This window comes from Acidomonas methanolica (genome assembly GCF_004346035.1).
Classification (GTDB): domain Bacteria; phylum Pseudomonadota; class Alphaproteobacteria; order Acetobacterales; family Acetobacteraceae; genus Acidomonas; species Acidomonas methanolica.
Window position 1 is genome coordinate 1 of the sequence record NZ_SLZN01000028.1, and the last position, 25,046, is coordinate 25,046.

At 66.6% G+C, this 25,046-nt stretch carries 23 protein-coding genes; 7 read left to right on the top strand and 16 right to left on the bottom strand.

All coding sequences use genetic code 11. The features are described 5' to 3' along the window. The 7 genes from EDC31_RS14445 to EDC31_RS14475 form a co-directional block, all read right to left on the bottom strand. Positions 1–696 (bottom strand): transposase (locus tag EDC31_RS14445; RefSeq protein ID WP_165920207.1); only part of this gene is annotated, 696 nt, incomplete at its 3' end. 167 nt (positions 697–863) lie between these two features. Further along, entirely contained in the window at positions 864–1,340 is a 477-nt protein-coding gene (locus EDC31_RS14450) for a molybdenum cofactor biosynthesis protein MoaE (protein ID WP_042055739.1), read from the bottom strand. Positions 1,341–1,344: 4 nt separating this feature from the next. After that, positions 1,345–1,587, bottom strand: a complete 243-nt coding sequence (locus EDC31_RS14455; protein WP_042055742.1) for a MoaD/ThiS family protein — start codon at positions 1,585–1,587, stop codon at positions 1,345–1,347. Further along, on the bottom strand, positions 1,584–2,177 hold the full coding sequence (locus EDC31_RS14460) for an NTP transferase domain-containing protein (protein WP_081797387.1): 594 nt from the start codon (positions 2,175–2,177) through the stop codon (positions 1,584–1,586). Before EDC31_RS14460 ends, EDC31_RS14455 begins: the two co-directional genes overlap by 4 nt. Then, positions 2,174–2,659, bottom strand: a complete 486-nt coding sequence (gene moaC / locus EDC31_RS14465) for a cyclic pyranopterin monophosphate synthase MoaC (RefSeq protein ID WP_042055745.1) — start codon at positions 2,657–2,659, stop codon at positions 2,174–2,176. Before moaC ends, EDC31_RS14460 begins: the two co-directional genes overlap by 4 nt. 1 nt (position 2,660) lies before the next feature. After that, positions 2,661–3,704, bottom strand: a complete 1,044-nt coding sequence (moaA, locus tag EDC31_RS14470; RefSeq protein ID WP_081797388.1) for a GTP 3',8-cyclase MoaA — start codon at positions 3,702–3,704, stop codon at positions 2,661–2,663. Beyond that, positions 3,694–4,908 (bottom strand): molybdopterin molybdotransferase MoeA, encoded by a 1,215-nt coding sequence (locus tag EDC31_RS14475; RefSeq protein WP_204366635.1) that lies wholly within the window; start codon positions 4,906–4,908, stop codon positions 3,694–3,696. The genes moaA and EDC31_RS14475 overlap by 11 nt, the downstream gene beginning before the upstream one ends. A 371-nt stretch (positions 4,909–5,279) precedes the next feature. Between EDC31_RS14475 and EDC31_RS14480 the strand changes: the two genes are divergently transcribed. From EDC31_RS14480 to yghU, 4 genes are all read left to right on the top strand, one after another. Next, positions 5,280–6,386 carry an HlyD family secretion protein gene (locus EDC31_RS14480; protein ID WP_042055748.1) on the top strand — a complete coding sequence of 369 codons (1,107 nt, stop codon included), beginning with the start codon at positions 5,280–5,282 and terminating at the stop codon, positions 6,384–6,386. Beyond that, entirely contained in the window at positions 6,383–7,957 is a 1,575-nt protein-coding gene (locus EDC31_RS14485) for a DHA2 family efflux MFS transporter permease subunit (RefSeq protein ID WP_042055750.1), read from the top strand. The genes EDC31_RS14480 and EDC31_RS14485 overlap by 4 nt, the downstream gene beginning before the upstream one ends. Further along, positions 7,957–9,579 carry an efflux transporter outer membrane subunit gene (locus tag EDC31_RS14490; protein WP_042055752.1) on the top strand — a complete coding sequence of 541 codons (1,623 nt, stop codon included), beginning with the start codon at positions 7,957–7,959 and terminating at the stop codon, positions 9,577–9,579. Before EDC31_RS14485 ends, EDC31_RS14490 begins: the two co-directional genes overlap by 1 nt. Positions 9,580–9,775: 196 nt before the next feature. Then, positions 9,776–10,651 carry a glutathione-dependent disulfide-bond oxidoreductase gene (yghU, locus tag EDC31_RS14495; RefSeq protein ID WP_042055754.1) on the top strand — a complete coding sequence of 292 codons (876 nt, stop codon included), beginning with the start codon at positions 9,776–9,778 and terminating at the stop codon, positions 10,649–10,651. 46 nt (positions 10,652–10,697) lie between these two features. Here yghU and EDC31_RS14500 read toward each other — a convergent pair whose 3' ends face one another. Genes EDC31_RS14500 through msrB form a run of 4 tightly spaced genes read right to left on the bottom strand, consistent with a single transcriptional unit; the run spans position 10,698 to position 13,084 of the window. After that, positions 10,698–11,339: an NrsF family protein gene (locus EDC31_RS14500; RefSeq protein ID WP_042055756.1), complete on the bottom strand. Its 642-nt coding sequence runs from the start codon at positions 11,337–11,339 to the stop codon at positions 10,698–10,700. Beyond that, positions 11,329–11,859: a sigma-70 family RNA polymerase sigma factor gene (locus tag EDC31_RS14505; protein WP_042055759.1), complete on the bottom strand. Its 531-nt coding sequence runs from the start codon at positions 11,857–11,859 to the stop codon at positions 11,329–11,331. The genes EDC31_RS14500 and EDC31_RS14505 overlap by 11 nt, the downstream gene beginning before the upstream one ends. 27 nt (positions 11,860–11,886) lie before the next feature. Next, on the bottom strand, positions 11,887–12,609 hold the full coding sequence (gene msrA, locus EDC31_RS14510; RefSeq protein ID WP_042055760.1) for a peptide-methionine (S)-S-oxide reductase MsrA: 723 nt from the start codon (positions 12,607–12,609) through the stop codon (positions 11,887–11,889). A 13-nt stretch (positions 12,610–12,622) separates the two neighbouring features. Beyond that, positions 12,623–13,084, bottom strand: coding sequence for a peptide-methionine (R)-S-oxide reductase MsrB (msrB, locus tag EDC31_RS14515; RefSeq protein WP_042055762.1), 462 nt, complete (start codon positions 13,082–13,084; stop codon positions 12,623–12,625). Between the two features lie 179 nt (positions 13,085–13,263). Here msrB and EDC31_RS14520 point away from each other — a divergent pair, with 179 nt between their 5' ends. The 3 genes from EDC31_RS14520 (at position 13,264) to EDC31_RS14530 (ending at position 15,078) form a co-directional block, all read left to right on the top strand. Then, complete coding sequence (locus EDC31_RS14520; protein ID WP_042055764.1) at positions 13,264–13,902, top strand: cytochrome b/b6 domain-containing protein; 639 nt, start codon at positions 13,264–13,266, stop codon at positions 13,900–13,902. Beyond that, positions 13,899–14,648 carry a molybdopterin-dependent oxidoreductase gene (locus EDC31_RS14525; RefSeq protein WP_042055765.1) on the top strand — a complete coding sequence of 250 codons (750 nt, stop codon included), beginning with the start codon at positions 13,899–13,901 and terminating at the stop codon, positions 14,646–14,648. The genes EDC31_RS14520 and EDC31_RS14525 overlap by 4 nt, the downstream gene beginning before the upstream one ends. A 109-nt stretch (positions 14,649–14,757) precedes the next feature. Further along, positions 14,758–15,078, top strand: a complete 321-nt coding sequence (locus EDC31_RS14530) for a pentapeptide MXKDX repeat protein (RefSeq protein ID WP_042055767.1) — start codon at positions 14,758–14,760, stop codon at positions 15,076–15,078. Between the two features lie 63 nt (positions 15,079–15,141). Here the strand turns inward: EDC31_RS14530 and EDC31_RS14535 are convergent, their stop codons facing one another. The 5 genes from EDC31_RS14535 to EDC31_RS14555 form a co-directional block, all read right to left on the bottom strand. Then, positions 15,142–16,545: an efflux transporter outer membrane subunit gene (locus EDC31_RS14535; RefSeq protein ID WP_042055770.1), complete on the bottom strand. Its 1,404-nt coding sequence runs from the start codon at positions 16,543–16,545 to the stop codon at positions 15,142–15,144. Beyond that, a complete protein-coding gene (locus EDC31_RS14540; RefSeq protein ID WP_042055773.1) occupies positions 16,542–19,664 on the bottom strand; it encodes an efflux RND transporter permease subunit in 3,123 nt (1,040 codons plus the stop codon). Before EDC31_RS14540 ends, EDC31_RS14535 begins: the two co-directional genes overlap by 4 nt. Continuing rightward, the gene (locus EDC31_RS14545; protein ID WP_042055775.1) at positions 19,661–20,926 is read right to left on the bottom strand and encodes an efflux RND transporter periplasmic adaptor subunit; all 1,266 of its coding nucleotides are present in this window, start codon (positions 20,924–20,926) and stop codon (positions 19,661–19,663) included. The genes EDC31_RS14540 and EDC31_RS14545 overlap by 4 nt, the downstream gene beginning before the upstream one ends. 117 nt (positions 20,927–21,043) lie before the next feature. Further along, positions 21,044–21,424 carry a hypothetical protein gene (locus tag EDC31_RS14550; protein WP_042055777.1) on the bottom strand — a complete coding sequence of 127 codons (381 nt, stop codon included), beginning with the start codon at positions 21,422–21,424 and terminating at the stop codon, positions 21,044–21,046. A 110-nt stretch (positions 21,425–21,534) separates the two neighbouring features. Further along, a complete protein-coding gene (locus EDC31_RS14555; protein WP_042055779.1) occupies positions 21,535–24,819 on the bottom strand; it encodes a S41 family peptidase in 3,285 nt (1,094 codons plus the stop codon). Positions 24,820–25,046: the final 227 nt, after the last annotated feature.

Consider the following 25,046-nt stretch of genomic DNA (forward strand, 5'->3'; position numbering starts at 1 on the left):
CGCATCCAGTCGCAGGCGGCTGATCATGCAGACGTGGTGCCTGACAGCGTTGAGCAGGTCGATCGACGCGTAGGAACTGTCGGATACCGCGACGATCTGCCTCCCGGGCAACCATCGTGCAATCTGCAGCAGGCCCTGCCGCGCGCGATCCGTCAGTTTCCGGTGTGGCCGGCCTCGTTCGCGCGCATATCGTTCCGATGGGCATAACAGGGTCAGAAACGGCAGTCCCCAGACCCGCGCCGTCCACGGAAGCGGCGTCAGCAGCATAAACACCTGCCAGCGCAGACCGCTGGCCTTGACGAAATGACCATGGGACGAACGCACCGGATCCCGATAGATGCCCCGCGCCGCAATTTTGCGGCCGGTGCGTCGTTCCAGCGTGTCGTCGATCCCAATGATGACAGGCCCATCGGGAACAAGGGCAGAGACCAGACCAAGGAACAGTATCCGGGCGAGACCACGGGCATTCCAACGACCGCAGTTCAGGACACGATGAAACGACGAAAAGTCCCTGGCATCCGACAAACCCACTGCCCGTAATGCCGAACAGACGGTCCTGCGTCCTGGAGAGAGGATCGCGCCCGATGCCAGCACCAGAACACGACGCCATGTCGGCGCAGTGAAGGCCCTACGAAATGGCGCAAGCCACGCCGCCATACGGTCCGTATCGTTTGTGCTCTCCGTGTCCGATCCCATCACAGGTCTCCCGCATCACATTGCGGACAAGACTCGCCCCATCAGGTGCAGGCGGGAATCCCGACAGGATTCACATTCGATTCATTACCCAAAACCGCCAAAGTCCAGCTTAGTCTTCTCTTTCTAAAGGACCGTGCCGGCCGCCGACCATAGGTCCGGCGCCCGCTTCATGGTCGTGACATCCCCTCGTCGCCATGGTCTCCGTGGCCGTCGTGATGGTCATGATCATGATGGCAGGCGACCCATTCCGCCTCGCCGTCCAGATAATGTTCCTTCTTCCAGACCGGCAGGCGTTTCTTGATTTCGTCGATGATAAAGCGGCAGGCGCGGAACGCGGCGTCGCGGTGCGGGGCGGAGACGCCGATCCAGACGGCGAGGTCGCCGATGGCGAGGTAGCCGGTACGGTGCAAGGCCGCGACGGCGCTGACGGCGAAGCGGGCATGGGCTTCGGCCAGAATCCTTTCGCCTTCCGACTGCGCGAGCGGAAGATAGGAGACGTAATCCAGCCCGCTGACGGCGCGGCCGTCATTGGTCTCGCGCACCCAGCCCTCGAAGCTGCAATAACCCCCCGCGCTGGAGAGTAGGAGCGGCGCGCGCAGCGTGTCGAGGGAGACCGGCTCGGCGGAGATCAGGAAAGATGACATCGGATCAGCCGCCTGTGACGGGAGGAATGAAGACGACGGTATCGCCGTCCTTCAGCGGATGGTCCCAGGGCTGGAAAGCGGCGTTGATGGCAACGCGCATCCGCCCGGCCGGGAGGGAGAAGCCATAGGCGGCGGCCAGTTCCTGATAGAGCGCCGCCGCCGTGGGGGCGCCGGTCTCGCGGCGTTCGCCCGGGCGCCCGGCCTCGTCGCGGAGCTGGGCGAAATATTCGAGGTCGATCCGGATCATGGGGCTCCGATGCGGGCGAGCGCCGCGTCCCGCTCCTGCGGGGTGTTGACGTTGTCGAGCGCGCCGCCGGAACGCGGCGGCAGCAGGCGGGTGTCGCCGTGGATCAGCGCCTTGCGCGGGCAGCTCCTGCCCTGGGCGAAGGAGGCGGCGAGGGCGGTCAGCGCGGCGGGCTCCCAGATGGTGCAGAGCGGTTCCGGCAGGTCGTCGAACGTGCTGCGGAAGGCGACGGCGCTCTGGCATGCGGTGTCGCGCGCGGCGATGAGCGTGTCCAGCGTCGCGCGGTCGAGCCGGGGAAGATCGCAGGCGACGGCGAGCCACGCAACATGCGGATGCGCCGCGTGGGCGGCCAGCAGACCGGCGGCGGGGCCGACCGAATCCAGATGGTCCACGATCTGGGGAAAGCGCGCGCGGACCGGATCATGAATCTGATCGGGACGCACGGAGACGAAGCAGCGTTCGACCAGCGGGGCGAGCAGGGCGAAGGCGGCGTCAAGTTGCGGCTGCCCGGCATAGTCCAGCGCCGCCTTGTCCTGCCCCATGCGCGTGGACTGGCCGCCCGCGAGGATCAGCCCGTACAGCGGGGTAGTCACGGCGGCACTCCGACATCGCGCTTGCCGCCGGTCTTGCCGAGCAGGCGGACGGAGCGAATCTCCATGTCGTGGGTCAGCGCCTTGCACATATCGTAGATCGTCAGCGCCGCGACGGACGCGCCGGTCAGGGCCTCCATCTCGACGCCGGTCCGGCCGGTGCAGGTGACGCGGCAGTCGATGATCGCCTCGTCGCCCTCGACGGCGATATCGAGGGTGCAGCCGTCGATCTGCAACGGGTGGCAGAGGGGAATCAGCGAGGAGGTGGCCTTCACCCCGGAAATTCCGGCGATCTGCGCGATGGTGAGGACCGCGCCCTTCTTCGTGGTGAAGCCCGCTTCCGTCAAAATGCGGGCGACATCGGGCGGGAAGCGGAGCCGCGCCTGCGCGTGCGCCTCGCGGCGGGTGACGGCCTTGCCGCCGACCTCCACCATGCGGGGGCGCTCGCCATGTTCGTCGAGATGGGTGAGGGTCGGTTCTGTCATGTCATCCGCCGATATAATGCATTTCGACTTTTTCGCGATGACCGTGAGGAGGCGGAGAGGCGCGCTCCTCGCTGTAGCGGTCCGTCCGGTTGCGCCAGACGCCGGAAAGCAGGGCGTGCAGGCGGCTCTCCGTCACCTCGGGCGGGGCGTCCGCGCGCAGGACGGCGCGCAGGTCGGTGCCCGTGGTGGCGAAGAGGCAGGTGTAGAACCGCCCGTCGGAGGAGAGGCGCGCGCGGGAGCAGTCGCCGCAGAACGGGGCGGTCACGGCGGAGACGAAGCCGATCTCTCCCGCGCCGTCGAGGAAACGGTAACGCCGGGCGACTTCGCCGCGATGATTCGGGCTTAGCGGCTCCAGCGGCCAGAGCGCGGCGATTCGGTCATGCAACTCGCGGGAAGGAACGACATCGTCGAGCATCCAGCCGTTGCGGTTGCCGACATCCATATATTCGATGAAACGCAGCACGATGCCGGTATGCCGGAAGTGCCGGACGAGGGAAAGCGCATCCGCCTCGTTGACGCTGCGCTGGAGCACGGTGTTGATCTTCACCCCGCCGGGGAAATCCTGCGCCGTAGCGGATGCGATTCCGTCCAGAACCTGGTCGAGCTTCGCCCGGCCGCCGCTCATCCGGGCGAAGCGGACGGGGTCGAGACTGTCGAGGCTGATCGTGACGCGGGAGAGGCCCGCCGCGCGCAGGTCGGCGGCATGGCGCGGCAGCAGCACGCCGTTCGTGGTCAGCGCGATGTCCTCGATGCCGGGAATATGGGTGAGGCGGGTGACGAGCCCGGGCAGGCCGGGGCGCAGGAGCGGCTCGCCACCGGTCAGGCGCAGCTTGGTGACGCCGAGGCCCGCGGCGATCCTCGCGACGCGTTCGATCTCGTCGAAGCTCAGCCGCTCCTGCGGATCGAGGAAGCGATATTGCTCGTGATAGGTCGTCTCCGGCATGCAATAGGGGCAGCGGAAATTGCAGTGGTCCATGACCGAGATGCGCAGGTCGCGCATCGGTCGGCCCAGCCTGTCCGCGAATGGGGGCGTTTCACCAGCCATGGAAGGTCACGGCGCTCCCGGCGGGGGCGGCGCCGTCGCCCGGAGGGATTTCGACGATGCCGTCAGTGCTGCCGAGATGGTTGAAATCGCCGGAGGTGGAAACCGGGAGGAGATGGGCGAGTGTCTGCCCGCTCGCCGCATGTGTCAGCCGGGCGGGCATGAAGCGGGTGAGGTCCGGCAGGCGTGGGGCATCTTCCGCGAGCGCGAGCGGGACGGCGCGGGACTCCGTCGCCCCCTCGGCGGCGGTCAGCGCGGGCAGCACGTAGCGCGTGAAGCACGTCATGGCGGAAACGGGGTTGCCGGGCAGGGCGAACACCGCCTGCCCCTGCGGGCCGAGGCCGAACCAGAGCGGCCGGCCGGGACGCTGGGCGACCCGGTGGAAGATGCGGCGGACGCCGAGCTGTTCCAGCGCCTGCGGGACGTAATCGAAATCGCCCATCGACACGCCGCCGGAGAGGATGACCACATCGCGCTCCGCCAGCGCCCGCGTCATGACGGCCATGGTCGCGTCCGGATCGTCCGGCGCCCAGAAGCGTTCCGCCTCGCCGAACCCGTGCAGCGCGAGCGAGGCGGCGATGGCTTCCTCGTTGGAGCGGCGGATTTCCCAGTCGCGCACCGGCCCGTCGACGGGCACGAGTTCGTCGCCGGTGGAAAGGATGGCGAGGCGCGGGCGGCGGCTGACCGCCACCTCCGCCACGCCGTTCCCCGCCAGCACGGCGAGGGCGGGGGCACTGAGGCGCGTTCCGGGAGACAGGAGCGCCTCGCCCGCGCGGCAGTCGCTCCCGCGCCGGTGGATGAACTGGCCCGGGACGGGCGTGTAGCCGGGTTCGAGCGTGGCGACGCCGTCCACCCGGGTGATGCGTTCCACGGGGACGATCGTATCCGCGCCAGCGGGGCACATGGCTCCGGTCATCGTCTCGATGCAGCCGGACGGATCGGTCAGGTTCAGCGCGGGCATGCCGGCGCGCTGCGTGCCGAGAATGGGCAGGCGCGCGGGTGCGCCATGCCGAAGGGCGATGCCGTCCATCATCACGCGGTCATAGGGCGGCTGGTCCCGCTCGGCGGCGATCGTCTCGCGCAGGATGCGACCGGCCGCCGCGCCGAGCGCCACGCGCTCCGTACCCAGCGGGCGGAGCGTCCGGCGGATCAGGGTTTCGGCTTCGGCGACGCCGAGCGCAGACTCTTGCGGGGGGCGGCTCATCATGTCCGGCTTATAGAAGGGGAGCGTGCCATAAGGGAATAACATGCGGCGCGGAAGAAAAATAACAAGCCCGGTCCGGATTTTCCAGATAAGTTCACAAGATATTTTTTGCCAGATCCGTTGCGGGGAGACACCGGAATGGCTTGGCTCGCGTGGCCGATCGAGCGAGAAGGCAGCGATTCCCGGCTCGTGCGGGTGCTCCGGCCGCCGCGGACCCAGTTGGAAACCCGAAAGTTTTCATTTAGAGAAAACGCCGATTGCGAGGGTTCCGCAGCCGTGCTAGCTGAACCGAACCGAACGGTCATTATTGCGTAATTCGCCTTCCGGCGCGCTTGCCGCAGCGTCCGGAGACAGGCGTCCACGGAAGGACGGACATGGCTGAGGATGAACAGCAGGACGGGCAGCAGGACAACGGCGCGGCGAACGGCAAGACGTCGAAACCGGCAAAACGCAGCCCGGTGGTACGGGTGGTCATCATCCTTCTTGTTGTATTGGCGATTTTCGGTTGGGCCACCTACTGGTTCCTGACCCGCAACGAGGTCGAGACGGACGACGCCTATACTGAAGGGCGCAAGCTGGCGGTCGCTCCCCATGTGAACGGCTATGTCACCCAGCTTCTGATCAATGACAACCAGTTCGTCCATGCCGGGCAGCTTCTGCTGACCATCGACGATCGCGACTATATCGCCGCGCTGCACCGGGCCGAGGCTCAGCTCGCGCAGGCCCGGGCCAATCTGGCGGGGTCGCGTCTTCTGGAGCTTGTGGCCAAGCAGAACTTTCCCGGACGCCTGAAATCCGCGCAAGGCCGGCTGGCCGACGCCCAGGCGCAGCTCTTCAGGGCCGAGACGGATTATCGCCGCCAGAAGGTCGTGTCCCGCGCGGCGACGACGCAGCAGAACATCGACTACGCCAAGGCTGCGCTGGACCAGGCGCGGGCGCAGGTCATCGAGGCGGAGGGCGAACTGGAGCAGGCGAAGCCCGTCATCCCCAATATCGAAAATACCAAGGTGACGATCACGCAGCAGGAAGCGGCGCTGAAGGCCTCCGAGGCCAGTATCGTGCAGGCGCAGCTGAATTACGGATGGACGCGTGTCGTCGCGCCGCATGACGGCTGGATCGCCCAGCGCAATGTGGAGCAGGGCAATTTCGTCCAGACCGGGGAGAAGCTGTTCTCGATCGTCGAGCCGGAAGTGTGGGTGGTCTCCAACTACAAGGAGACCCAGATCACGCGGATGCGGCCGGGCCAGAAGGTCAGGATTCGCGTGGACGCCTATCCGTCGCTCGACCTGCGCGGGCATGTGGATTCGATCCAGCTCGGCGCGGGTGCCGCGTTCAGCACCTTCCCGCCGGAGAACGCGACGGGTAATTTCGTGAAGATCGTGCAGCGCGTGCCGGTGAAGATCCTCATCGACAGCGGCCTCGACCCGAAGATTCCGCTGCCGCTGGGCATCTCCGTCGAGTCGACGGTCACCGTGCAATGAGCGGCAGCGCCGACCACGATGCGGAGTGGAAGCCGAAGGCGAATCCGTGGCTGATCGCCGTGGTGGTGACGCTCGGCGCTTTCATGGAGGTGCTGGACACCACGATCATCAACGTGGCGCTGCCGCATATATCCGGCGCGCTCGGCAGTTCCTACGACGACGCCACCTGGGCGCTGACCTCCTATCTCGTGGCCAACGGCATCGTGCTGACCATCTCGGCATGGTTCGGCAAGCTGTTGGGGCGCAAGCGCTACTTCCTGATCTGCATCGCCATGTTCACGGTCTCGTCCTTCCTCTGCGGCCTCTCGACCAGCCTGCCGATGCTGATCGTCTTCCGCCTGATGCAGGGGTTCTTCGGCGGCGGGCTGCAACCCAACCAGCAATCCATCATCCTGGACACCTTTCCGCCGCACCTGCGCGGGGCGGCGTTCGGGCTGACGGCGATCGCGACCATCGTCGCGCCGATCCTCGGCCCGCTTCTGGGCGGGTATCTGGTGGACAACTATTCCTGGCGCTGGATTTTCTACGTCAACGTCCCCTTCGGCATCCTGACGCTGATCGGCGTCTCGACGCTGGTCGAAGATCCGCCATGGGTCAAGCAGGAGCGCACCAAGATCGACGTGGTGGGCATCGGGCTGATTTCCCTGGGGCTGGGCTGTCTGGAGATCATGTGCGACCGCGGCGAGGATGACGACTGGTTCGGCTCCAACTTCATCATCGTCATGGCGGTGCTGGGAATCGGCGGCACGCTCGCGGCCATATTGTGGCTGCTGAAGACGAAGAACCCGCTGCTCGACCTCTCGATCTTCAAGGACCGCAACTTCGCCGTCGGCACGTTCCTGATGGCGATGGTGGGCGGGCTGCTCTATGCCTCCGCGATCATCGTGCCGCAATTCGCCCAGCAGGTGCTCGGCTACACGGCGACCATTTCCGGCGAGGTGCTCGCGCCGGGCGGCGTGATCATCATTTGCCTCATCCCGCTGGTCGGGCGGCTGATGGGCAAGGTGCAACTGCGCAACCTGATCGCCTTCGGCTTCTTCCTGATGGGGTGCTCCATGTTCTATTCGGCGCAGCTCGTGCCGACGACAAGCTACACCCATCTCGTGGAGTATCGTATTTTCCAGACCAGTGCGCTGGCGTTCCTGTTCGTGCCGATCTCGACGGTCGCCTACGCCACCTTGCCGCGACGGCTGAATTCCGATGCTTCGGCCATGTTCAGCATGTCGCGCAATTATGTCGGTTCGCTGGCGATTTCCCTGGCGACATCGGCGGTGCTGGAAACCCGGCAGCAAAGGCAGTCGCTGCTCACGCACTGGATGACGCCCTATGCGCAGGGCTTCAACGACTATCTGGACGGCGTGCGGCGCACGGCCATGGAATACGGGATGACCTCCCCCGTCGCCGATCAGTATGCGCGGCATAACCTGTACCAGACCTTTACGCAGCAGGCCTCTATGCTGGCCTATAATCAGTTTTTCATGGAGATCGGCATCATCGCCTTCTGCGTCGTGCCGATCTGTTTTCTGCTCTCGTATGTCAAGCGAAGCGGGGGCGGCGAGGGAGCGCATTGATGGGGGGCGATGTTGTGAACAAGGGGCGGTCGCCGCGCGCGGTGCTGCGGGGAAGTGCCGCGCTCGTGCTGGCGGCCGGGCTGGGCGCGTGCAAGATGGGGCCGGACTACCACCGCCCCGACCTCTGGTCGCCGTCGCATTACGACATGCATGGGAATGCCGTGCAGGACGCGCAGGTGAAGAGCGTGCTCAGTTCCGCGGCGCCCGATCCGCATTGGTGGCGGGTGTTCCACGATCCGGAACTCACCTCGCTCGAGGAGCGCGTGGTGCGGGAGAACCTCGATGTGCTGCGCGCCGCCACGCAACTGGCGCAGAGCCGCGCGCAACTGCTCATGGCCGGGGCGGAGCGCTTTCCGGCGTTGACGGCGGCCGGCTCCTATCGGCGGACGCAGTACAGCACGAAGGAAGCGCAATATCTCGTCAACAAGGTCGGGCGGCAGTTCGGCGGCCCGAACGGCAATCTGCTCGCGGACAGCGCGGGGGACGTGGTCGTGCCGCTCCTCAACCAGTGGTCGGATTCCATCGACGCGACCTATGAGGTCGATCTCTGGGGGCGGGTCGCGCGGCAATATGAAGAGGCAAAGGCGCAGCTCGAGGCGTCCGATGAGGCGCGTCGCGGCATACTGATCGCCCAGCAGGCCGACATGGCGCGCGATTACATGACCCTGCGCGGCGCGCAGGAGCAGCTGCGCATCGCGCGGGCCAATCGCGGCTTGCAGGCCGATACGCTGGCACTGGCGAAGGACCGTTTCCGCAGCGGGCTGGTCACGGATCTCGACGTGCAGAGCGCCGAGGCGCAACTGGCCGCGACCGACGCGCAGGTCACGCAGCTTCAGCAGCAGATCGCGCAGGAAATGAACGCCATCAGCCTGTTGCTCGGCGCGCCTCCGGGGGCCCTGAACGGCGAACTCGACCGCGCGGCCGGCATTCCGGTCATTCCGCCGCGCGTGCCGGTGGGCGTGCCGTCCGAACTGGCGCAGCGGCGTCCCGATATCCGCAGGGCGGACGCGCAGCTTCATGTCGCCGTGGCGCAGGTGGGCGAGGCCATGGCCGAGTTCTATCCCAAGGTCACGATCAGCGCCGATTTCGGTTTCCAGTCGCTCTCCTTCCGCGATCTCGGGTTCTGGAATGCGCGGGCGTGGAATGTGGGGCCGTCCATTTCCTTGCCGATCTTCCAGGGCGGGCGTCTGCGCGGGCAACTCCAGCTGAAGAAATCGGCCCAGAAGGAAGCCGCCATCGCCTATCAGCAGACGGTTCTGGGCGCGTGGCGCGAGGTGGACAACGCGCTGATCGCCTATCGCGACGAGCAGCTTCGCCGTGACAGCCTGGTCAAGGCGGTGGACGCGAACCGCAAGGCCGTGGCGCTGGCGCGCGACCAGTATCGCTCCGGTCTCGTGACCTATCTCAACGTGCTCTCCGCGCAGGGTAATCAGCTCGTGTCCGAGCAGCGGCTCGCCGACAGCACGACTGTGCTCGCGAGCGATCTGGTCGCGCTCTACAATGCGCTCGGCGGCGGGTGGGAGACGGATTTCCCGCTGGACGATCCGTCAAAGGCGACGGTGACACGACTCGCATCCGGTGCGGTGGCGCCCTCGGCGACGGGGACGCCGGCTCCGCGCTGAGCCGGCGCGCGCGAGATCGTGCCCCGGCGGCCACGAAGCCCGCCTGATCGCTGTCGCCGGGGAGGGAAATGGCAGTGTCAGAGGCTGAACGATCATCCGGAAGGCCGTTCCGTCATCGTCGACGCCATGGAAGAGGATGCGCGGCGCGCCCTGTTTCCCCTTGAATCTCCAACCATGATCGCGAAAGGCTCGACAGATGGCGTCATCAACCCCCTATGTTCCGCCCAAAATCTGGACCTGGGATGCCCGGAACGGCGGCAAGTTCGCCAGCATCAACCGCCCGGTTGCAGGGGCCACGCATGAGAAGGCGCTCCCTGTCGGTCGCCATCCGCTTCAACTCTACTCGCTGGGCACGCCCAACGGTGTGAAGGTCACGATCATGCTCGAAGAGCTGCTCGCCGCCGGTCACGCGGGCGCCGAGTATGACGCATGGCTGATCAGGATCGGAGACGGCGATCAGTTCGGCTCCGGCTTCACCGCGATCAACCCGAACTCCAAGATCCCGGCGCTGGTGGACCACAGTCTGGCCGAGCCGCTGAGTGTCTTCGAATCCGGCTCCATCCTGCTCTATCTCGCCGAAAAATTCGGAGCGTTCCTGCCGAAGGACATCGCGGGGCGCACCGCCTGCCTCAACTGGCTGTTCTGGCAGGTGGGCAGCGCGCCTTATATCGGCGGCGGCTTCGGGCATTTCTATGCCTATGCGCCGGAGAAGATCGAATACGCGATCAACCGCTTCGCGATGGAGGCCAAGCGCCAGCTCGACGTGCTCGACCGGCAGCTTGCCGGGAGCCCGTTCATTGCAGGCGACGAGTACACGATCGCCGACATGGCGATCTTTCCCTGGTATGGCGGCCTCGTCGAAGGCTGGCTGTATAACGACGCGGCCGTTTTCCTGAGCGTGCAGGACTATCCGCATGTCCGGGCCTGGGCGGACCGGCTGTTCGAACGCCCGGCGGTCCGGCGCGGCCGCATGGTCAACCGTACGAGCGGCGAGCCGTCGAGCCAGTTGCACGAACGGCACGACGCGTCCGATTTCGATACGAAAACACAGGACCGGCTCGCACAGGGCTGATCCGCGCTGCCGTCCGACGGGACCGGACGGCAGCCACGATTCTTTCTTACCAGCGGGTCAGGATCGGCAGGATCAGGCGTGTGGCGAGTGTCACGACGCCGCACGCTACCGAATACCAGACCGCAAGATAGAGCGGATCGTCGAACGGGCAGGCCAGCGCGAACGCCAGAGCGCCGAAGGCCGCGGCGGTGACGCCCACCGCCCAGGCTGTGCCGCGCGCGTCCACCGGCGCGCCGCGCCGCGCCAGAAGGCCGAGCGCGAGCACCGCGGGCAGGGACATCTCCACGATCTTGCGGGCACAGACGATGCCGTGCGCGGGGTCGATCCTCCGCCAGAAACCGGCAGGATCAACCTGGACCACGTCCACCAGCCAGCCAAGCGCAAGTGCGGCGAGCGCGAGCATGCCCACGATCCGCAAACCCCGACGCGGCGAGCGTGTGGGATCGAGCGACAGCAGTGTCGTCGCCCCGCCGACGGCCGCGATCACGGCCAGACTTCCCGTCTTCCACCAGAAGCTGGGCGTCTGTACGGCATGCGACAGATCCGGACGCATCAGGCCCAGCGTCAGCACGCAGGCGATCTCGATCACGCCCAGCGCCAACAGGATCGTCGCGTCCCGCCATGGCGTCCGCCGTCTGACGGGCCGCAGATCGGTCGCGAGCCGATCGATCAGGGGATCAGTCGACATCACCACCTCGCATTACCATAGCATTCATCCGATTCAGACCGCGATGAATGTTGACCTTGACCAGAGTCGCGGACTGCCCCGTCCGGCGGGCGGCCTCCTCGATGCTCAGCCCGTGCAGCTTGACGAGACGAATGGCCTCGGCCTGCCCGGGTTTCAACTGCCCCAGCAGCCTTTCGAGCGCATGCGCCGTCGTCACCTGATCTTCATGCCCCTCCACCGACAGGTCGTCATCCAGAAGTGTCGTCTCGGCGCGATTGCTGGCCCGCAATCTGTCGATCCATTTGTAACGGGCGATCGCCGCGATCCACGCGCCGAATTTCTGCGACGGGTCAAATGTATGACGTTTTTCGTGGACGGCGAGCAGCGTGTCCTGCACGGCATCGTCAACCATGGACGGCGGCAGACGCCGGAGAAAGAATCGTTTCAGCCAGGCCTGCGCCTCGCCGAGCACGCGGCGATAGGCGTCGGCGTCGCCGGCCTGCGCCGCCGCCATCCAGCGACTCCAATCCGCTTCCGTCACGAATCCTCCGTCTTTCGATGACGACAGTCAGCTTCCGCCGTCGTCGGCCAGTGTCAGCACAGGCTGCGCGCGCCAGAACGACGCGAACAACGCGTGCAGCGCCTCGATCCGTGGTGCGTCATATGTAGCGATATACGGATTGGACGGATAGCGCGCCGCAAAATTCTGGTGTTCCGCCTCGGCGGGGTAGAATCCGTGATCCGGCGCCACCTGCGTCGCGATCGGGCGCGCGAACACATGCGCGGTATCGAGCTGCGCGATATAGGCGCGCGCCTCTTGCGCCTGCGCGGCGGACCGCGTGTAGAGGACGGAGCGATATTGCGGACCGTCATCCGGGAACTGCCGGTCCACCTGGGTCGGATCGAGCGCGACGGAAAAGAAGATCCGCATCAGCGTGCCGTAGCTGACCTGCGTCGGATCGTACTCGACCTCGACCGATTCGGCATGGCCCGTTTCGCCGCCGCTGACGGTCTCGTACTCCGCGGTGTCGCGCGCGCCGCCGTCGAAACCCGCGCGGGTCGCGGTCACGCCACGGATATGCTCGAATACGCTCTGCACGCCCCAGAAACAGCCGCCTGCGAAAACGGCGCTCGCGTGACGGGTCGTGGGCGCCGCTTCCGCGAAGGTAGGCGCGGGAAGAGCGCGCGTGCCGGGTTCGCTCGTCGCCGCGTGGCAGTCAATGCCGAATATGGACAGCGCCAAAAGGGAAGCGCCCATAAGGGAAGCACCCGGAAGTCGTGATCGTGTCATGGTTCTCATTCCTTCAGGCCGTGTGGAACGACAGGGCGACACCGTTCATGCAGTAGCGCAGGCCGGTCGGTTGCGGCCCGTCATCGAAGACGTGGCCGAGATGGCTGCCGCAGGTCGCGCACAGCACCTCCGTGCGCTCCATGCCGAGGCTGTCGTCGCTGCGTTCCCGCACGGCGTGCGGCAGCGCGCGGTCGAAGCTTGGCCAACCCGTGCCGCTGTCGAATTTGGTGCGGGCGTCGAATGCCGCCGTATCGCACCCGGCGCAGGCGAAGCGGCCGGGACGATGCTCGTTCAGCAATGGGCTCGACCACGGCGCTTCGGTCCCGGCGTCGCGCAGCACGTCGTACTGCGCGGGCGTCAGCAGGCGATGCCATTCGGCGTCGGTATGCGTGACGGGATAATGCTCCACGGCTCGTGCGCGGCCGACGACCGCCATCGCAACCGAGGCAAGACAGAATTGGCGACGGGATGTCATGAAGTGTCCCCCCTTGTTGTGGGTTGTCGCTGCGTTCTTCGCGGCCAGGGACTGTGCGGTTACGCCGCCATGCGGAATTTTTGCGCACACGACATCGTGCAGTCGGCGCTGTAACTTTTTGCCGGCCTCCGACGAACGCATCCCATCAGTCCCTCATGTTTCAGTCGGAAAGCCCGGACATGCTCTCATCACGCCGCGTGCGGCCAGGCCGCACGCCGTCGCCCGTCATTCGCATCACCCACTGGATCGGCGCAGCGTCGATGCTCGTCATGATCGGCAGCGGCTGGCAGATCTATAACGCCTCGCCCATCCTGCCTTTCGAGTTCCCGCCCTGGGCTACGTTGGGAGGATGGCTGGGCGGCGGGATCGCCTGGCATTTCGCGGCGATGTGGGTGCTGATGGCTGCGGGCGTCGTTTATTTGGGATACGGCGCGCTGTCGGGGCATTTCCGCCGCGACCTGCGGCCCGCCGGCCCGCGCGCCGTGGGACGCGATGTGGCGCAAGCGTTGCGTTTCCGCCTGTCCCACACGGCCGGCCATTATAACGCCGTCCAGCGACTGCTTTATACCGGCGTCCTGATCGTGGCCCTGCTGACGGTCGCGAGCGGGCTGTCCATCTGGAAGCCGGTGCAACTCGGATGGCTGACATGGCTGTTCGGCGGTTACGACATCGCCCGCCGCATTCATTTCGCGATGATGACGCTGATCGTGGCCTTTCTCGTCATTCACATCGTCCTCGCCCTGCTTGTGCCGCAGACCCTGTTCGGCATGATTTTCGGCCGCCGCCCGCCTGCGGCCTCTCAGGAGACCGTCCGATGAGCCGCGCCAGACCCGATCGCGCCGCGATCGCTCCCGAACTGCGGCGGATCGAGCGCCGCCTGATGCTCAAAGGCTCCCTGTCGCTTGGCGGGTTGTCGATGCTGTCCGGTTGCGCGCTGGATGACGAGCCGTCCGTCGAGCGCGCGCTTGCGGTGATGTCGCGATTTACCGACCGGATGCAGGCCCTGCTGTTCAGCCGCCAGCGGCTCGCGCGGGAATTCGACGCGTCACAGATCACGCAACCCTTTCCGTTCAACGCCTATTATGACGAGGACGAGGTCCGCACCGTCGATCCGGCGCGCTGGCGTCTGGAAGTCGGTGGTCTGGTATCGGACAGGCGTCCCTGGTCGCTCGCGCAGTTCCGCGCGCTGCCGCAGAAACGGCAGATCACGCGCCATATCTGTGTCGAAGGCTGGAGCGCGATCGGGGACTGGTCCGGCGTGCCGCTGTCGATATTCCTGCACCATGTCGGGGCGGATCTTCGCGCGAAATACGTCAATTTCCGCTGCTTCGACGATTATTCCACCAGCATCGACATGGCGACCGCGCTGCATCCGCAAACGATCATGGCGCTGGACTATGGAGATCATGCGTTGCCGTCAGCCTATGGCGCGCCGATGAAGGTCCGGATTCCCACGAAGCTCGGCTACAAGAATCCGAAATATCTCTCGTCGATCGAAGTCACCAATCGCTTTCCGGGCGGCTATTGGGAAGATCAGGGCTACAACTGGTTCGGCGGTTCATAAAAAAGTCGCGCCGCGCTGTAACCGGACCGTCGATCCCGCCGAAGAACAGGACAGAGAGGCGGGAATTCTTCCCCCTCCGCGTCTGATCAACAGTTCATAGGAAATCATCATGTCCATTCGCAGCCTCGCCATCGCCGTCGCTTTCTCCTCCGCTGTCGCCTGCGGCGGTATCGCTCACGCACAGGAGGCCATGTCGCACAATGCCATGGCTCCGAACGCGATGGCACATGACAGCATGTCGAAGAACAGCATGTCGAAGGACGGCATGTCGCACAACGGGATGTCGCACATGGGCATGTCCCGCGACGGCATGAAGAAGCATGACGGCATGGCGCATCACGGCATGAAGAAGGACGCAATGTCCCATGACGGCATGGGCCACGACAACGCGATGGCCGCCCCGCAGGACGGCATGGCCAAGCCGAACTGAACGCGACGTCCCGCGCCGTCCGTCCGACGCATTCATGAAACCGAATGCGTCGGCGGCGGCGTTCTACGGGGGCGTGGGGGAGGCGCGGTTGTTCCATCCGCCGCCCAGCGCCTCGATCAGCGCGACGCTGACCTGAAGCTGCTCGGCCCTGAGCTGAACGACGGTGCGGGCAAGCCGCAACGTCGCGATCCGCGTCAGAAGAACGACCGGGTAACGTTCTTCTCCGGCGCGATATTCCGCCTGCGCGAGACCCTCCGAGGCGCGCGCCCGTGCCGCCGCCCGTTCCTCCGCGCGCAACTGCCCGGACAGGGCGTCCGCGGAAGAGAGATTGTCTTCCACCTGCCGGAACGCGTCGAGGACGGTCTGCCGATACGCCGCGACGGTCGCCTCGTAAGCCGCCCGGGCTTCCGTGACGCGCGCCTGCCTCCGGCCGCCGTCGAAGATCGTCTGCGCGACGGCGAGTCCCAGCGCCCAATAGCTGTTCGACGCCTGAAGGAACTTGCTCATCGCCATGCTCGCATAGCCGGAAGAGGCGGAGAGCGTGAAATCCGGATACCATGCGGCGAGCGCCATGCCGATCCGCGCATTGGCCGCCATGACACGCCGCTCGGCGGCGGCGATGTCCGGACGCCGCTCCAGAAGAACGGAGGGCAGCCCCGCGGGAATGGTGGGGAAGGTGTCCCCGATCGAGGCGGGCGCGATGGAAAATTCAGCCGGAGCGTTGCCGGTCAGGACGGCGATCGCATGTTCCAGCCGGGGACGCACCGTCCCGATCGCCGCCAGTTGCGCGGAAATCTCCTCCTTCGCGGTTTCGGCACTCAGGACGGCCGCATCGTCCCCTGTTCCGGTGTCGAACTGGTTGCGCAGGATGTCCGCGCGCGTGGCGATCGCGTGCAGCTCCTGCTGAAGGAGGCGCGCCATCTCGTCCTGGGCCCGCAGGGCGAAATAGCTCCGCGCGAGCGTCGCCTCCGAGGCGAGGATGACCGCGCCGGTTTCATCCGTCGCGGCGGCGGCCTGGTCCGAGGCGCTCTCGACGTTATGGCGCAATTCGCCCCAGATATCCGGTTTCCACGCGGCGTCGCCGAACAGCGCGTCGGGCTGCATCAGGCGCGGCATGGTGCCGACCATGCGCCCTTCCCAGTCGCCGAGCCCGACGGTCGGGAAGAGGGACGACCGCGCATCGGCGATCGCGGCGACCGCTTCCCGGCCCAGCGCCTCGGCGGTCTTGACGGTCTGGTTCGACGTCGCGACCTGCCGCTCCAGCGCGTCCAGGACGGGGTCGTCATACCCGCGCCACCATGCCTCGGGTATGTCCTGCGCCGCAGGGACGGCGCGACGCCACGCTCCCCGGTCCTCCTTGTAGGCGGATGGCATGGCCATGTCCGGGCGTTTGTAATGGGGCCCGATCGAACAGCCCGCCAGCAGCACGGGAACGAGGAGAGCCGGGACAATCGTCGCGCGCCTCATCGCGGCGCCTCCGCGCAGGCGCGTCGTTTGACCAGCGCATAGACGACCGGCAGCAGAACCAGCGTCAGCGCCGTGGAGGAGACGACGCCGCCGATCATCGGGGTCACGATCCGCCGCATGATCTCCGAACCCGTGCCGTGACTCCACATATTCGGCAGAAGCCCCGCGAAGATCGCGCAGACCGTCATCAGGATCGGGCGGACGCGCTGCACCGATCCGGCGATGACGGCGTCGTGCAGCGCCGCGAGATCGAAGGGCGCGCCTGTCTCGGCGCAGGCGCTTCTGGCCCGCGCATAGGCGTTGTCGAGATAGACGAGCATGACCACGCCGGTCTGGGCCGCGAGCCCCGTCATGGCGATGAAACCCACCGCCACCGCCACGCTCATGTTGAAGCCGAGCCAGTACATGAGCCACAGGCCGCCGATCAGCGAGAACGGCAGGGAGCAGAACACGATCAGCGTATCGGTCAGATTGGCGAAATTAAGGTAGAGCAGGACGACGATGATAAGAAGCGTCGCCGGAATGACGATTTCAAGCCGCGCCTTCGCGTCCTGCATGTTCCGGAACTGGCCGCTCCATTCGAGATAGCAGCCCGTGGGCAGCTTGACCTTCTCGCGGACCGCGCGCTGCGCGTCGGCGACGTACCCGCCCAGATCCCGGTCGCGGATATCCACATAGACATAGCCGACGAGCGCGGCGTTCTCGGTCCGGATCATCTGCGGCCCGGGCGCGACGGAGACGGTGGCGACCTGCCCGAGCGGGATCATGCCGCCGCCGGGAAAAGGGATGAGAACGTCCCTGGCGATGGAGTCGGGATCGGAGCGGAAGGCCTGCGGATAGCGGATATTGACCGGATAACGCTCGTTGCCCTTCACGATCGTCGTCACGGCCTTGCCGCCGAGCGCCGTCGCGATCACGTCCTGAAGGTCTCCGACCGTCAGGTCGTAGCGGGCGAGCGCGTCCCGGTCGGGCAGGATGTCGAGATAATATCCGCCGGCGACGCGTTCGGCATAGACGCTGGCGGTGCCGCGCACGCCGTGGAGGGCCCGCTCGATCCGCTCGCCCGTTGCCTCGATATCGGCGAGCGTCCGGCCGAAGATCTTGATGCCGACCGGCGTGCGGATTCCGGTGGAGAGCATGTCGTTGCGTCCCTTGATGGGCTGTGTCCAGGCATTCGTGACGCCCGGCAGCGTCAGGGCCGCGTTCATGGCGTCGATCAATTTCTCCTGGGTCATGCCGCTGGGCCATTCGTCTTCCGGTTTCAGCCCGATGATCGTCTCGTTCATGGAGAGCGGCGCCGGATCGGTCGCGGTGTCCGCCCGTCCGGTCTTGCCGAAAACGTCCGAGACTTCGGGAAACGATTTGATGATGCGGTCTTCCGTCTGAAGAAGCGCCTTCGCCGCGCCGATGGAGATCCCCGGCAGGGTCGTTGGCATGTAGAGCAGCGTGCCCTCGCGCAGCTCCGGCATGAATTCGGAGCCGATCCGGCTGGCGGGCCAGAGGGTGAGCGTCAGCACGACGAGCGAGAGGAGGACCGTGACCCAAGGGTGGCGGAGGCCGGTCCCGATGACCGGCCTGTAGGCCCGGACCAGCAGGCGGTTCACGGGATTGCGCGCCTCGGGGACGATCCTGCCCCGGATCAGCAGCGTCATGAGCACCGGCACGAGGGTCACGGACAGGAGCGCCGCCGCCGCCATTGAGAGGCTCTTCGTATAGGCCAGCGGCCTGAAGAGCCGTCCTTCCTGCCCCTGAAGCGAGAAGATCGGCAGAAACGAGACGGTGATGATCAGCAGGCTGAAAAACAGGGCCGGCCCGACCTCGCAGGCCGCGTCCAGCACGATCCGGCGGCGATGGGCCGGATCGTCGTCTTTCTCCAGATGCTTGTGCACGTTTTCGATCATGACGATGGCGGCGTCCACCATCGCGCCCAGGGCGATCGCGATGCCGCCGAGACTCATGATGTTCGAGCCGATTCCGAGCGCGTACATGACGATGAACGCCAGCATGATCCCGACGGGCAGCACGAGAATCGCGACGAGCGCGCTGCGGGCATGCATCAGGAAGATCATGCAGACGGCGGCGACGATGGCGCTCTCCTCGATCAGCGTGTGACGGAGGTTGAAGATCGCGCGCCGGATCAGGGCCGAGCGGTCATAGACCGCCTTGATGGAGACATCCGCGGGGAGACCCGCCTCGACGATCCTGAGCTGGCGCTTGACGTTTCCGATGACGTCCAGCGCGTTTTGGCCGAAGCGTTGCAGCACGACGCCGCCGGCCACCTCGCCCTCGCCGTCGAGATCGGCGAGCCCCCGCCGCTCGTCGGGCCCGAACCGGACCAGCGCGAGATCGCCGAGGCGGACCGGCGTGCCGTCCCGGCTGCGCAGGGGGATCTTGCGGAGGTCGTCGAGGCTGCGGATGTAGCCATGCCCCTGGACGAGATATTCCCGCTCGGACATCTCGACGACCCGGCCGCCCGTGTCCCGGTTGCTGCGGCCGACGGCGCGCATGACGGCGGAGAGCGGAACGCCGTAGGCCTCCAGCTTGCGCGGATCGACGACCACCTGATACTCGCGGACGAAGCCGCCGATCGCGGCCACTTCCGACACGCCTTCCGCGTGTTCGAGTCCGTAGCGGACATACCAGTCCTGAAGGCTGCGCAGTTCCGCCAGCGTCCTGTTCTTTGCCACGAGAACATATTCATAGACCCAGCCGACGCCGGTCGCGTCCGGCCCCAAAACCGGCCTGACGCCGGCGGGCAGGCGATCGCCCAGCGCGTTGAGCGCTTCCAGCACCCGGCTGCGCGCCCAGTAGAGATCGGTTCCGTCCTTGAAGATGACATAGACGAAGGCGTTGCCGAACATGGACTGCCCGCGCACCGTGACCGCGCCCGGAACGTCGAGCAGGGCGCTGGTGAGCGGATAGGTGACCTGGTCCTCGACGACGCGGGGCGCCTGCCCCTCATAGGCCGCCTGCACGATCACCTGCGTGTCGGAAAGGTCAGGGACGGCGTCCAGCGAGACATGGGTGAGGCTGTAATATCCCGCGACGGCGACGAAGAGCGTGCCCAGCAGGATCAGGAAGCGGTTGTCCGCCGCCCGGCGGATGATCCGGGCGATCATTCGCGCGCCGCCCCGGTCTTCGTGACGTCTCCCGCCATGCGCCCGAACGCCGCGCGCAGATTGCTCTCGGAATCGATCAGGAAGGTGGCCGAGGTGACGACCCTTTCGCCCTCCGTCAGCCCCGAGAGGATTTCGACCTCATCTCCCGCCCGTAGGCCGGTCCTGACCTGCCGTGGCAGGAAATGCCCGCCGGACCGGGCGATCAGCACGGTCTCGCGCACGCCGTCGTCGAGAACCGCGGAGGCGGGAACCGTCAGGACATTGCGCCGGATGCGGCCGCCGATCGCAGCGGAGGCAAACATCCCGGGCTTCAGCACCCCCCGCGGATCGGGAAGAACGATCCGCACCCGCGCCGTGCGCGTCTGCTCCGCGACGGTCGGATAGACGAAATCGATCCGTCCGGCGAAGGCGCGGCCGGGCCACGCCACGAAATGGATGACGGCGTTTTGCCCAGCGAGAATCCATGGCAGATCGTCCTCATACACATCCGCGATCAGCCAGAGGCGCGACAGGTCCGCCAGAGAGTAGAGGATGGTTCCCGGCGCAAATCGCGCGCCCGCGACTGCGCCTTTCTCCAGAATGGTGCCGTCGGCGGGCGCGCGCAGAACGATATGATCGTTGACGCGGCGTTCGCGCTTCAGCCGCGCCAGTTCCTCCTCGGGCACGCCGAGCGCGCGCAGGCTCTGGAGCGTTCCGTCAGCACTGGTCCCGTCGCCGCCCGCGAACTGGTACTCGGCCTCGATATGGGCGACCTCCGGGCTGTACACCGTCAGGAGGGGATTGCCCTTGCGCACGGTCTCGCCGGTCGCGTCGGCGAAAACCCGCTCGACCCAGCCGCTGAACCGGGGCGAGACGACACTCTGCGCCGGTTCCGCCATGCGCAGCGTGCCCACGATGCGGATCGTCGGCTCCATGTCATGACGTGTCGCGACGGCCGTCCGCACGCCCGTCTCCTGAACGAGACGAGGGCTCAGCGACACCATGCCGGGCGCTTCCGGGCCCTGACTGCCATAGACCGGCAGAAAGGCCATGCCCATCGCATCCTTTGCGGGAACGGGCGATGTCGCGCCGCCCATCGGATCGCGATAATAGAGGATCGGTCTCCCCGCGTTTTTCTGCCCCCCCGTTCTCTGGCCACCTGTCTGCGGTGGAGGGGCGGCATGCATCGGCATGGCGATATGGGAACGTCCGACGATCCACCCTGCCGTAAGCCCGGAGGCGGCAAGCAGGGCGCCGAGGAGACAGGCGCGAACAGAGGACATGGGGAATCGACCCGGCAGGACGGCGCGGCGTCGGCGTCACGCCGATACGCGCGCCTCAGCTATGACAGCATGGCGGCGGGACAGGGCTCCGGGCAGGAGACCTGTCGATGGGACGCCTCAGACTCGCGGGGGAGGTGTGTCGGGGTAGACGAGAATGCCGGCCGGCGCGCCATGCGTCGCCGCAAAGAAATCCACGGACGCGAAAAGCGGCGCGCGCATGGAGGCAGAGTGCCGGGGCGCCAGACTCGGCAAGGAGATGACGCAGCCGATCAGGGCGCAGGGGCATTTCCCGGGCGCATGAGTCGTGGCCGGATGAAACGCCGCAGCCGCCACGGCTTGGGTGTCGGGGAGACGGGCGACAGGCTGGGCAGCCGGGTGGTCCTTGCAGCAGGACGTGACGGCATGCGGGGCAGGGAGGACGGCTGCGACCCCGGCCTGCGTCAACGCGGCCAGAAAGACGGCCGCGACCATCAGAATACGGATCAGTCCGTTCTTCATTCTCTCCGCAGGGCACCGCCCGCTCAAAACATCGCCGGTCCCGACATTATCCGGTCGCGTCGCGTCCCGAAAGGAAAATCTGGCGATCGCCGCAGCGTGGCGGCATGGCGCTATTTCGCTTCCAGCGGCGGGATGACGTCCGGCTTGAGCAGCGTCACGGGATGGGCGGCGATGGCGGCGTCAAGCAGGTCGATCGCCTTGGAAAGCTGCTGATCCTGTCCGGCGAAGGTGGCGTGCGGCATGTTCTCCACCACCACATCGGGCTCGACGCCGTGATTCTCGACCTGCCAATGGCCGGAGAGGTCGAAATAGGGGTTCTCCGCCGTGCGGGCGGTGCCCTGGTCGATCAGCCGGTCGCCGTCCGACAGCCAGACGCCCGCGCCCGCCGTCCGCATGCCGACCAGAGGCGCGATCTTCAACGCCTTGACGCCGAGCGAGAAGGTTTCGCCGTCCGAATAGGTGAATTCGTCGCAGAGCACGACGATATGGCCGCGATAGCTCTGCTGCATGTTGACGGCGGGCGTGTTGCCGTAACGTCCCCAGAACATCCACGGGCGGCGCAGAAGTTGCGTCAGCACCCAGGAATCGATGTTGCCGCCCATGTTGCGGCGGACGTCGATCACGAGGCCGTCCTTGTCCAGATCGGCGTAGAATTCGCGCGCGAAGGTCTCGATATCCTCAGGCCCCATGGCGCGCAGATGCAGATAGCCGATCCTGCCGCGGCTCGCGGCGTCCACCATGGCGGCGCGGCTCGTCTCCCAGTCCGTATAACCGCTGGCGGCCTCGGCCTTCGCGTTCAGCGGCGTGACCACGGTGCGGATGTCCTTCCCGCCGCGCCGGAGCGTCAGCAGCACCTGGCGCCCGGCCTGATCGGCCAGCGCGTCGCCGAGATCGACGCCTCCCGCGACGCTCTGGCCGTTCACGGCGACGATCAGATCGCCGTTGCGCGCATTCACGCCGGGGCGCAGCAATGGCGGCAGGGCGTCGGGCCGGTCGGCCTCGCCCGCGTCGATATGGAGGATGCGATACCCGCCCGGCTCGCGCGCCAGCGTCGCGCCGAGACCCGCGATGAGATCGGCGGCGGGACGTCCGTCCGTCCGCGCGGGGCGAAGCTGGGAGTGCAGCGCGTTCAGCTCGCCCATCATCTGGCCGAGCAGATCGTCGAGATCGGAGCGGTTGCCGAGACGCGCGACCAGCGGCGCGTAGCGGGCCTTCACCGCGTTCCAGTCCACGCCGCGCAGGGCCTGGTCGAAGAAATGATCGCGATGCAGGCGCCAGGCATCCTCGAACATCTCGCGCCATTCCGCGCCCGGGTCGATGCGCAGGCGCAGCCTGTCGAGATGGATCGCGGCGGTGGCGGTGTCGCCGGGCATCTTCTCGGCGGCGGGGACGAGGAAGAGCTTCGGCGCGGCGTCCGGCGGCGCTTTCTGCTGCACGAGCAGGGTCTTGCCGTCCGTGGTGAGGCTGAAGCCGGTCACGTCTCCGGCGAAGGTCTCGACCTTGTGTTCGTCCCGGTCGATATGGATGGATTTGAGCGTGCCCGCCGCGTCATGACCGTCCAGCGCGAAGAGGAACGCACCGGACGCGCCGAGCGCGACATAGTCCCCCGCGGGCGCGGGCGCCTTGTAGAGGCGGGCGGCGAGACCGTCCGGGACGAGGGCCGCGATGGCGGCTCCGGGAGTGCTTCCGGGGGCTGCGTCCTTCTTCCCGTCCTTATGGTCGTCCTTCTTTTCGGGAGAGTCGAGCTCCGTCGCGGGCTGGAAGGGAAAGCGCTCGCCGGGTTGCAGGGCGAGGGCGTAGATCGCCGTGCGCCTGGGAAAGACCGGGCCGAGATTGCGGTCGCCCCAGGGCGAGTCGTTCGCCAGGGTGAAGGTGCGGTCGGAAAGGAACCAGAGCCAGTGTCCGTCCGGCGCGAAGGCGGGCGAGAAGGAATCGTATTTTCCATCCGTCGCCCAGTGAACCGCCCCGTCCTTCAGCGTATAGAGCGCGATCTGCCGCCGGATATTGCTGCCGCGCGTGCGGATGAAGGCGAGCGCGTGGCTGTCGGGCGACCAGACGAGGCCGTCATAGACGTTGGTGCCGTCTTTCGTCGCGTCTTCCACCAGCCTGTCCGCGCCGCTCGCGATGTCGAGGATGAAGAGACGGCCGAGCAGGTCGGTATGGGCGATGGATTTGCCGTCCGGAGAGACGAGGAGGCCGGTCGGTTCGCTCTTCGCATCATGGGTGAGTTGCGTGCCCGTGCCGCTGCCGTCCACGGGAAAGCGCCAGATCTCGGACTCGCCGCTCGCATCGCTGAAGGCGTAGAGGTATTTCCCGTCCGGCGCGAGGGCGGCGTGGCGCAGGCGGAGATCGGGCGCGTCGGCGATCTGCACGAGGCGCTTCTGGCCGGGCGACGCCAGCACGACATGACCGCGGAAGGTCAGCGCGGCGGTTGCGCCGTCATCGCCGAGCGTCACGTCGTTGAGATAGCGGAACGGGTGGTCGAGCCACTGCACGCGCCGCGCCGCGTCGTCGGAGGCGATGTCCACCGTCAGGGGGGTGTCGGCATTGGCGGCGAGGTCGAAGCGCCGCAGATCGGCGCCCGCGCGATAGACCACCGTATCGCCCGCGAGCGCGGCTTCCGCGATGCCGAAGCCCGGCACGCTCGTCAGCTTCCGCCCGTCCGACCCGTCGGGCGCGTAGCTCCAGAGCGCGTCGCGCCCGTCGCGGTCGCTGATGACGATCAGCCGGTCGCGCCAGAGCATCGGGCGGCGGAGATTGACGTCCTGCGGCCCGATGCGCTCGGCCTCCTTGCCGTCGCGCAGGTCGAAGCGCCAGAGCTGCGCGACCGCCCCGCCGCGATAGTCGCGCAGGTGATCGCCGCTGATTGCCGTACCGAAGCGCACGAAATAGATCCAGCGCCCGTCCGGGGAAAGGGCAGCGTCATTGGCGTCGGCCAGTGGATAGACGGCGCGTTCGCGGGTGGCGGGATCGACCCGGGCGAGCATCCGGCTGAAGCCGGGGGAGGAATGGGCGGTCGTGGCGAAGACGAGTCCCGCCGTCGCGTCCCAGAGCACGGGCAGCGGCGCTGTACGGCCGGCTCGATGCTCGAAGGTGACGCGCCGCGGCGCGCCGCCGGTGACGGGCATGACGTAGATCTCCGTCGGACCGTCGAAATCGGCGAGGAAGGCGACCTGCTTGCCATCCGGCGAAAGCAGCGGATGCGGCTCCACATGGCCGGGCGTGGTCAGCCGCCGCGCGCTGCCGCCGGTCTCCGGCACGATCCAGACCGACCGTTCGTCGGCGAAAGCGACGACCCCAGAGGCGATGGACGGGGTGCGGAGATAACCCGGCGCGGCGAAGGCGGGGGCGGAAAAGAGGAAGGCCGAGGCGGCGAGAAGAGATCTGAACGACATGGGAACCCGTTGCGGATACGAAGCTTTCCGCAGAGTGGCGCAGAACCGGCCACGGGGGAAGGGGGGCGCTACGGCGTCGGCGCGGATATTCGCCGTCTACTTTATTTTGAAGTATTAGACTTGAAAACGAAGCGCCTCGGCGAGACTGCACCGTCAAATATAAAATATATTTTCACTCTATTTATTTTAAGGAGGTGGAATTGGCTTTATTGAAAGCCAGGGGTATC

What these genes read in the sequence shown, in the direction of transcription:
- EDC31_RS14450 (WP_042055739.1), bottom strand. Translation starts at nt 1,340, where the DNA reads ATGTCATCTTTCCTGATCTCCGCCGAGCCGGTCTCCCTCGACACGCTG.
- EDC31_RS14455 (WP_042055742.1), bottom strand. Translation starts at nt 1,587, where the DNA reads ATGATCCGGATCGACCTCGAATATTTCGCCCAGCTCCGCGACGAGGCC.
- moaC (WP_042055745.1), bottom strand. Translation starts at nt 2,659, where the DNA reads ATGACAGAACCGACCCTCACCCATCTCGACGAACATGGCGAGCGCCCC.
- moaA (WP_081797388.1), bottom strand. Translation starts at nt 3,704, where the DNA reads ATGGCTGGTGAAACGCCCCCATTCGCGGACAGGCTGGGCCGACCGATG.
- EDC31_RS14475 (WP_204366635.1), bottom strand. Translation starts at nt 4,908, where the DNA reads ATGATGAGCCGCCCCCCGCAAGAGTCTGCGCTCGGCGTCGCCGAAGCC.
- EDC31_RS14480 (WP_042055748.1), top strand. Translation starts at nt 5,280, where the DNA reads ATGGCTGAGGATGAACAGCAGGACGGGCAGCAGGACAACGGCGCGGCG.
- EDC31_RS14485 (WP_042055750.1), top strand. Translation starts at nt 6,383, where the DNA reads ATGAGCGGCAGCGCCGACCACGATGCGGAGTGGAAGCCGAAGGCGAAT.
- EDC31_RS14490 (WP_042055752.1), top strand. Translation starts at nt 7,957, where the DNA reads ATGGGGGGCGATGTTGTGAACAAGGGGCGGTCGCCGCGCGCGGTGCTG.
- yghU (WP_042055754.1), top strand. Translation starts at nt 9,776, where the DNA reads ATGGCGTCATCAACCCCCTATGTTCCGCCCAAAATCTGGACCTGGGAT.
- EDC31_RS14500 (WP_042055756.1), bottom strand. Translation starts at nt 11,339, where the DNA reads ATGTCGACTGATCCCCTGATCGATCGGCTCGCGACCGATCTGCGGCCC.
- msrA (WP_042055760.1), bottom strand. Translation starts at nt 12,609, where the DNA reads ATGACACGATCACGACTTCCGGGTGCTTCCCTTATGGGCGCTTCCCTT.
- msrB (WP_042055762.1), bottom strand. Translation starts at nt 13,084, where the DNA reads ATGACATCCCGTCGCCAATTCTGTCTTGCCTCGGTTGCGATGGCGGTC.
- EDC31_RS14520 (WP_042055764.1), top strand. Translation starts at nt 13,264, where the DNA reads ATGCTCTCATCACGCCGCGTGCGGCCAGGCCGCACGCCGTCGCCCGTC.
- EDC31_RS14525 (WP_042055765.1), top strand. Translation starts at nt 13,899, where the DNA reads ATGAGCCGCGCCAGACCCGATCGCGCCGCGATCGCTCCCGAACTGCGG.
- EDC31_RS14530 (WP_042055767.1), top strand. Translation starts at nt 14,758, where the DNA reads ATGTCCATTCGCAGCCTCGCCATCGCCGTCGCTTTCTCCTCCGCTGTC.
- EDC31_RS14535 (WP_042055770.1), bottom strand. Translation starts at nt 16,545, where the DNA reads ATGAGGCGCGCGACGATTGTCCCGGCTCTCCTCGTTCCCGTGCTGCTG.
- EDC31_RS14540 (WP_042055773.1), bottom strand. Translation starts at nt 19,664, where the DNA reads ATGATCGCCCGGATCATCCGCCGGGCGGCGGACAACCGCTTCCTGATC.
- EDC31_RS14545 (WP_042055775.1), bottom strand. Translation starts at nt 20,926, where the DNA reads ATGTCCTCTGTTCGCGCCTGTCTCCTCGGCGCCCTGCTTGCCGCCTCC.
- EDC31_RS14550 (WP_042055777.1), bottom strand. Translation starts at nt 21,424, where the DNA reads ATGAAGAACGGACTGATCCGTATTCTGATGGTCGCGGCCGTCTTTCTG.
- EDC31_RS14555 (WP_042055779.1), bottom strand. Translation starts at nt 24,819, where the DNA reads ATGTCGTTCAGATCTCTTCTCGCCGCCTCGGCCTTCCTCTTTTCCGCC.